At 68.9% G+C, this 7,298-nt stretch carries 7 protein-coding genes; 2 read left to right on the top strand and 5 right to left on the bottom strand.

Going from position 1 to position 7,298, the window contains the following annotated elements; translation table 11 throughout:
* Positions 1 to 47: 47 nt before the first annotated feature.
* A complete protein-coding gene (locus tag ACYVE9_RS11160; RefSeq protein ID WP_461027626.1) occupies positions 48 to 407 on the bottom strand; it encodes a metal-sensitive transcriptional regulator in 360 nt (119 codons plus the stop codon).
* A gap of 206 nt (positions 408 to 613) precedes the next feature.
* On the opposite strand from ACYVE9_RS11160, the gene ACYVE9_RS11165 reads away from it, so the two are divergent.
* Positions 614 to 1,234, top strand: a complete 621-nt coding sequence (locus tag ACYVE9_RS11165; protein ID WP_461027627.1) for a DUF47 domain-containing protein — start codon at positions 614 to 616, stop codon at positions 1,232 to 1,234.
* Between the two features lie 5 nt (positions 1,235 to 1,239).
* The gene (locus ACYVE9_RS11170) at positions 1,240 to 2,238 is read left to right on the top strand and encodes an inorganic phosphate transporter (RefSeq protein WP_461027628.1); all 999 of its coding nucleotides are present in this window, start codon (positions 1,240 to 1,242) and stop codon (positions 2,236 to 2,238) included.
* Between the two features lie 391 nt (positions 2,239 to 2,629).
* Here ACYVE9_RS11170 and pstB read toward each other — a convergent pair whose 3' ends face one another.
* The 4 genes from pstB to pstS form a co-directional block, all read right to left on the bottom strand.
* Positions 2,630 to 3,406 carry a phosphate ABC transporter ATP-binding protein PstB gene (gene pstB, locus ACYVE9_RS11175; protein ID WP_461027629.1) on the bottom strand — a complete coding sequence of 259 codons (777 nt, stop codon included), beginning with the start codon at positions 3,404 to 3,406 and terminating at the stop codon, positions 2,630 to 2,632.
* 32 nt (positions 3,407 to 3,438) lie between these two features.
* A complete protein-coding gene (gene pstA, locus ACYVE9_RS11180; RefSeq protein ID WP_461027630.1) occupies positions 3,439 to 4,527 on the bottom strand; it encodes a phosphate ABC transporter permease PstA in 1,089 nt (362 codons plus the stop codon).
* Positions 4,524 to 5,510, bottom strand: coding sequence for a phosphate ABC transporter permease subunit PstC (pstC, locus tag ACYVE9_RS11185; protein WP_461027631.1), 987 nt, complete (start codon positions 5,508 to 5,510; stop codon positions 4,524 to 4,526). The genes pstA and pstC overlap by 4 nt, the downstream gene beginning before the upstream one ends.
* Before the next feature lie 161 nt (positions 5,511 to 5,671).
* Positions 5,672 to 6,808 carry a phosphate ABC transporter substrate-binding protein PstS gene (pstS, locus tag ACYVE9_RS11190; RefSeq protein ID WP_461027632.1) on the bottom strand — a complete coding sequence of 379 codons (1,137 nt, stop codon included), beginning with the start codon at positions 6,806 to 6,808 and terminating at the stop codon, positions 5,672 to 5,674.
* Between the last annotated feature and the right edge of the window lie 490 nt (positions 6,809 to 7,298).

The following is a 7,298-nucleotide window of genomic DNA, read 5'->3' on the forward strand; positions in this document are numbered from 1 at the left end:
CGGCACCCGGACGGACGGTCCCGCGCCGGGGCGCGCCGGGGTGCGGCTCAGGTGCGCAGCAGGCGGGCGATCGCGGCGGTGGCCTCGGCCACCTTGGCGTCGATCTCCTCGCCGCCCTCGGTGGCGGCTGCCGCCACGCAGTGGCGCAGGTGCTCCTCGAGCAGTTGCAGCGCGAAGGACTGAAGGGCCTTGGTGGAGGCGGACACCTGCGTCAGCACGTCGATGCAGTAGACGTCCTCCTCCACCATGCGGTGCAGGCCCCGCACCTGGCCCTCGATGCGGCGCAGCCGCTTGAGGTGGGCGTCCTTCTCCTTGGCATAGCCGTGCGGTCCCTCGGGCGTGCCGGGGCGGATGGCCGAAACCTGCGGGTCGCCGGGCGGCAGGGCCTCGGGCTCGGTTGTCGTCATGCGGTCTCCCGAGGTGGGAAGCGGATGAGTGATATACCCCTGACCGGTATAGGTTACCCAAAAATGACCGGCTTCCGCCGCTGGATGTCGGCCCCCCTGCCGCCCGGCTCGTCCGATGGGTGACACTGGGGGACGCCGGTTCGCTGTGGCCGGATGATGCACTTAGCATCAACCAGACTGACGCCGATGCACCCCGAGGAAACCCCGTGCGCTTTCGTCTGACCCCGAGGGAGACGAGCTTCTACGACATGTTCGCCGCTTCCGCGGACAACATCGTGACCGGCTCGAAGCTCCTGATGGAACTGCTCGGGGCGGACACCTCCGCACGTGCCGAGATCGCCGAGCGCATGCGGGCGGCGGAGCACGCCGGGGACGACGCGACCCACGCGATCTTCCACCAGCTGAACTCCTCCTTCATCACGCCCTTCGACCGGGAGGACATCTACCGGCTGGCGTCGTCACTCGACGACATCATGGACTTCATGGAGGAGGCGGTCGACCTGGTGGTGCTCTACCAGGTCGAGACGCTGCCCAAGGGGGTCGAGCAGCAGATCGAGGTGCTGGCCCGGGCTGCGGAGCTCACCGCCGAGGCGATGCCGAACCTGCGGACGATGGACCACCTCACCGAGTACTGGATCGAGGTGAACCGCCTCGAGAACCAGGCCGACCAGATCCACCGCAAGCTGCTCGCGCACCTCTTCAACGGCAAGTACGACGCCATGGAGGTGCTCAAGCTGAAGCAGATCGTGGACGTGCTGGAAGAGGCGGCCGACGCCTTCGAGCACGTCGCGAACACGGTGGAGACCATCGCGGTCAAGGAGTCCTGAACCACGTGGACACCTTTGCACTCGTCGTGGTCATCGGCGTTGCGCTCTTCTTCACCTACACCAACGGTTTCCACGACTCCGCGAACGCCATCGCGACGTCCATCTCGACCCGGGCCCTGACGCCGCGGGTCGCGCTGGTGATGGCGGCGGTGATGAACCTGGCCGGCGCCTTCATGGGCAGCGGCATCGCCAAGACGGTCAGTGAAGGGCTGATCGCCACCCCCACCGGCAAGCAGGGAATGATCATCCTGTTCGCCGCGCTGGTGGGCGCGATCACCTGGAACATGATCACCTGGTACTTCGGCCTGCCGTCCTCCTCCTCGCACGCCCTGTTCGGCGGCATGGTGGGTGCGGCAATCGCCGGTTCCAGCACGGTCTACTGGGGCGGCGTGCTCCAGAAGGTCGTCATCCCGATGTTCGTCTCGCCCGTGGTCGGCCTGCTCGTGGGCTACCTGGTGATGTCGGGCATCATGTGGCTGTTCCGGGCGGCCAACCCGCAACGCGCGCAGCGCGGCTTCCGCATCGCCCAGACCGTGTCCGCGGCGGCGATGGCACTCGGCCACGGCCTCCAGGACGCCCAGAAGACGATGGGCATCGTGGTGATGGCCCTGGTCATCGGCGGGGTGGAGGAGGAGGGCGACGCCATCCCGGTGTGGGTGAAGATCGCCTGTGCGCTGATGCTGTCGCTGGGCACCTACGCAGGCGGTTGGCGCATCATGCGCACGCTGGGACGCCGCATCATCGAACTGGACCCGCCCCAGGGCTTCGCCGCCGAGACCACCGCCGCGTCGGTGATGTACACGACGGCGTACATGTTCCAGGCCCCCATCTCCACCACCCACGTGATCACCTCCGCGATCATGGGTGTCGGCGCCACCCGGCGGGTCAAGGCCGTGCGGTGGGGAGTCGCCAAGAACATCGTCGCGGGGTGGTTCATCACCATGCCGGCTGCGGCCATGGTGGCAGCGGCGAGTTTCTGGGTGGTGAACCTGGCCTTCGGCTGAGTGGACGGCCGGCCAACGGATCGGAATGCCCGACGCCGGTCCGGCCCGAGGCCGGGGTCCGACGGCCGACGCCTGCCCGCTCCACACTCGACGCCTGCCCGCCGGCACCCGAAGCCTGCCCGCCGGCACCCGAAGCCTGCCGCGCCGACGCCTGCCGGGACGCCGTCGGTCGCCCGCCGCGTCCTGACCGGGAACGTCGTCCGGCGCGGGGCGAGCGGGAGTGAGCGGGGCGAGCGGGAGTGAAAGGGCCCGCCCCACGTGGGGGCGGGCCCTTCGTCGTACGGTGGCACCGCCATGCAGCACCGCAGACGACCTGGGGGCCGGGCGCCCGCCCCGGCAGGAGCAGGCCCCGGCGGGGGGCGGCCACCGGCTGCGGCCGGCTGAGCCGGGCTCAGCCGAAGCGGCCGGAGATGTAGTCCTCGGTGGCCTGGACGGACGGGTTGGAGAAGATGCGCTCCGTCTCGTCGATCTCGATGAGCTTGCCGGGCTGGCCGATCGCCGCGAGGTTGAAGAACGCGGTCCGGTCGGAGACGCGGGCGGCCTGCTGCATGTTGTGGGTCACGATGACGATCGTGAACTGTTCCTTCAGCTCGCCGATCAGGTCCTCGATCGCCAGCGTCGAGATCGGGTCGAGCGCCGAGCAGGGCTCGTCCATCAGCAGCACCTGCGGTTCGACGGCGATGGCGCGCGCGATGCACAGCCGCTGCTGCTGGCCGCCGGAGAGGCCGGAGCCGGGCTTGTGCAGCCGGTCCTTGACCTCGTTCCACAGGTTGGCGCCGTGCAGCGACTTCTCCACGACGCTTTCCAGCTCGGCCTTGCGGTAGCGGCCGTTCAGCCGCAGACCGGCCGCCACGTTGTCGAAGATCGACATGGTCGGGAAGGGGTTCGGGCGCTGGAAGACCATGCCGATGGTGCGGCGGACGGCGACGGGGTCCACGCCCGGGCCGTAGAGGGACTCGTCGTCCAGCAGTACCTTGCCCTCGACCCGGCCACCGGGGGTGACCTCGTGCATCCGGTTGAGGGTGCGCAGGAAGGTGGACTTGCCGCAGCCGGACGGGCCGATGAAGGCCGTCACGGAGCGGGGTTCGACGGTCATCGAGATGTCGTCGATGGCCTTGTGTGAGCCGTAGTAGGCGGTCAGGCCGCTGACGTCGATGCGCTTGGCCATGGAGATCACTTCTTTCTTGCGTCTGCGTGGCCTCAGCGGCCGGTCTTCGGGGCCTTCCAGCGGGCGATGCCGCGGGCGGCGAGGTTCAGGATCATCACGAGGGCGATCAGCACCAGAGCCGCTGCCCAGGCCCGGTCGTAGGCGTACTGGTTGCCGGCCTTGAACTGCTGCCAGATGAAGTACGGCAGTGAGGACTGCGGGTCCTGGAAGGGGTTGGTGTTGATCGACGAGGCGCCGAACACCAGCAGCATCACCGGAGCCGTCTCACCCGCGATGCGTGCGACGGCCAGCATCACTCCCGTGGTGATACCCCCGATCGCGGTCGGCAGCACCACCTTGAGAATGGTGCGCCACTTCGGCACGCCCAGGGCCAGCGAGGCCTCGCGCAGCTCGTTGGGTACGAGCTTGAGCATCTCCTCGGTGGAGCGCACGACGATCGGCATCATCAGGATGGCCAGGGCCATGGAGCCGGCGAAGCCGGAGTAGCCGAAGTCGAGCAGGATGATCCAGAAGCTGAGCACGAACAGGCCCGCCACGATCGACGGGATGCCGGTCATGACGTCGACGAAGAAGGTCACCGCCTTCGCGAGCCGGCCGCGGCCGTACTCGACGAGGTAGACGGCGGTGAGCAGGCCGATCGGCGCGGCGATCAGGGTGGCCAGGCCGACCTGCTGGAGGGTGCCGAGCAGCGCGTGGTAGACGCCGCCGCCCGGCTGGAGGTCACGCAGCCCACTCATCGAGTGGGTGAGGAAGTAGAGGTCGAACATCGCCGCGCCGCGCGCGATCGTCTCCCAGACCAGCGACGCCAGCGGGATGATCGCGGTGAGGAAGCTGACCCAGACGAGGCTGGTCGCCAGGCGGTCCTTGGCCTGACGCTGGCCCTCCACCAGGGTGCCGAGGGCGTAGGTCACCAGTACGAAGGTGATGGCGGCGATGATGCCCCACTGGACGCGGGCGGTCAGGCCGGCCGCCATGCCGATGCCGATGCCCACCAGGGCGGAGCCGGCGGCGATGGCGAGCGGTGACCAGCGCGGCAGCCGGGGCTGCTTGAGCGTGGTGGACCGAGAGCCCGCGGGGGACGAGGAGTCGGCGGAGTTCTTGTTGAGGACGGCGTTGCTCATGCGTTGGCCCCCGAGTACTCCTTGCGGCGGGCGATGATCAGGCGGGCCGCGCCGTTCACCAGCAGCGTGATGAGGAACAGGACGAGGCCGGACGCGATGAGCGCGTCCCGGCCGGTCTCGCCGGCTTCGTTGAAGCCCGCGGCGATGTTCTGAGCGAAGGTGCCGCCGCCCGGGTCGAGCAGGCTGGGCTTGATGAGGAAGCTCGGCGAGATGACCGTCGCGACGGCCATCGTCTCGCCCAGCGCACGGCCCAGGCCGAGCATGGAGGCGCTGATCACGCCGGACCGGCCGAACGGCAGCACGGACATGCGGATGACCTCCCACCGGGTGGCGCCCAGGGCCAGGGCGGCTTCCTCCTGCATCTTCGGGGACTGCTTGAAGACCTCGCGGGACACGTTGGTGATGACCGGCAGGATCATGATGGCCAGCAGGATGCCCACGGTGAACAGGGAGCGCGGCGCGCCGCCGTCGTAGCTGAGGACCTGCGTCCAGCCGAAGAAGTCGTCCAGCCAGGTGTAGAGGCCGGTGAGGTGCGGTACGAGGAACAGGGCGCCCCACAGGCCGTACACGATGCTCGGGACGGCGGCGAGCAGGTCGATCAGGTAGGCGAGCGGCGTGGCGATCCGGCGCGGTGCGTAGTGCGACACGAACAGCGCGATGCCGACGGCCACCGGCACGGCGAGTGCCATGGCGATCACCGAGCTGACGACGGTGCCGAAAGCCAGCACGGCGATGCCGAACACCGGCGGGTCCGCGTTGGCGTTCCAGTCGAACGTGGTGAGGAAGTTGCCCTCGTTCTTGCCGAGCGCGATCACCGTGCGCCAGGTGAGGAAGGCGGCGATGGCCGCCATGATCACCAGCAGGACGATGCCGGAGCCCTTGGAAAGGCCGAGGAAGATCTGGTCACCCCGGTGGGTGGCGCGGCCCGGGGTGGGCGGCGTCGGTGTCCGGGGTGGAGGCGTGTCGGTGGAAGTTATGTCCATGGTTTCTCCGGTCTGGGGTGCGGCCCGGCGTCTGCCGGTCCGGGCCCTGGCGGCGGTGCACCGGAAGGGGTTCGGGCTTTACGTGGTGCTGCCGGGGTCCGTGTCGCGGACCCCGGCTTCGGTGGCGGCCCCGGTCCGGGGCCGCCGGCGTGCTGCTCAGGTCAGGAGAGGTTCCCGATGGCCTCGCGGACCTGCTTGATGACATCGTCGGGGACCGGCGCGTAGTCGATGTCGGCGAGCGCCTTCTGGCCGTCCTCGCTGGCGGTGTAGTTGAGGAAGGACTTCAGCGCCTCGAGGTTCTCCGGCTTGTTGCCCTTGTCGCAGGCGATCTCGTAGGTCACCAGGATGATCGGGTAGGCCCCGGCCTCCTTGGTGCTGTAGTCCAGCTCCATGGCCAGGTCGCCGTCCTTGCCGACGATCTTGCCGGCGGCGATGCCGTTGGAGGAGTTCTCCACGGTCGCCTCGACGGGGTCACCGGCGCCGGTGTCCAGCTTGACGGTCTTGAGGTCGTTGCCGGAGGCGTAGGAGAGCTCGAAGTAGCCGATCGCGCCGTCCGTCTGCTTGACGTTGGTGGCGACACCCGCGGAGCCGTTGGCGGACTGGCCGCCCTTGGCGGCCCACGCCTTGGCGGGCTCGTAGGGGTAGTCCTCGGGGGCGGCGGTGGCCAGGTAGTCGGTGAAGTTGTCGGTGGTGCCCGACTCGTCCGACCGGTGGAAGGCCTGGATCTTGGTGGACGGCAGGTCCACGTCCGGGTTCAGCTTCTTGATCGCCTCGTCGTCCCACTTGGAGATCTTCGAGTCGAAGATCTTCGCCAGGGTGGAGGCGTCCAGTACGAGCTCGTCGACACCGGAGATGTTGAAACCGACCGCGACCGGGCCGCCGACCATCGGCAGGTTGATCGCCTTGCCGCCGTCCTTGCAGACCTCGGAGGACTGGGCGACCTCGTCCTCCTTGAGGGCCGAGTCGGAGCCCGCGAAGGTGGTCTTGCCCTGGAGGAACTCCTGGATGCCCGCGCCCGAACCGGTCGGGTTGTAGTTGATCTTCGTGTTCGGGCAGGCCTCCTGGTACTCCTGGACCCAGACGTCCATGGCGTTCTTCTGGGCGGAGGAGCCGGAGGCGAGGAGGTTGCCCTCGCCCTCACACGTGATGTCGCTTGCGGCACTCGTCTTCTCGCCGCCGCTGCCGCCTTCGCCGCCGGTGTTGTCGTCCGAGCCGCAGCCGGAGAGGACGAGGGCGCCGGTGACCGCGAGGGCGCCGGCGGTCAGGGCGCGAAGCCGGTTGGTGCGCTGAAACTTCACTTCGGTTCAGTTCCTTCCTTTGCCCACCGGTTTCGACGGCAAGCGACGGACGACGTGACGTTCTGTTCTGACCAGCTATGCGCCGCGACCTTCGCTACCGCGGTGCGACGCGCACTTGACTTGTCTGAAATTAGGCAGAAGAGGTGAAGCGCCCGACGGCCGAGAGTGAACACGAGGTGAACCTCGTCGGTCGTTGTTGTGGCCCCGTCCGCGAAGACGGCGGCCGGGTGGCAGCGGGTGCCCGGACGACTCCGGGGCGCACACGCATGCGGCACACCTGGCCGAGGGCGCCCTGTCGCATTCTCGCCCGTCGTGGCACCATCCGCGCGGGGGCCAGTCGACGGACGGCCCCGCAGGGAGGGGTCTCACGGTGATACGCAAGGGGGCAGCCGCACTGGTCTGCGCGCTGGGAGTGCTGGCGGCACCCGTCGGAGCGGCCCACGCCGCGCCGTCACCGGAGCCCGGCCCGCAGCGGTCCGGCACCGCAGAC

This window comes from Streptomyces sparsus, assembly GCF_054776295.1.

Bases quoted from the DNA above. Each gene is read 5' to 3' on its own strand.
- ACYVE9_RS11160 (WP_461027626.1), bottom strand. From the start codon at position 407: ATGACGACAACCGAGCCCGAGGCCCTGCCGCCCGGCGACCCGCAGGTT.
- pstB (WP_461027629.1), bottom strand. From the start codon at position 3,406: ATGGCCAAGCGCATCGACGTCAGCGGCCTGACCGCCTACTACGGCTCA.
- pstA (WP_461027630.1), bottom strand. From the start codon at position 4,527: ATGAGCAACGCCGTCCTCAACAAGAACTCCGCCGACTCCTCGTCCCCC.
- pstC (WP_461027631.1), bottom strand. From the start codon at position 5,510: ATGGACATAACTTCCACCGACACGCCTCCACCCCGGACACCGACGCCG.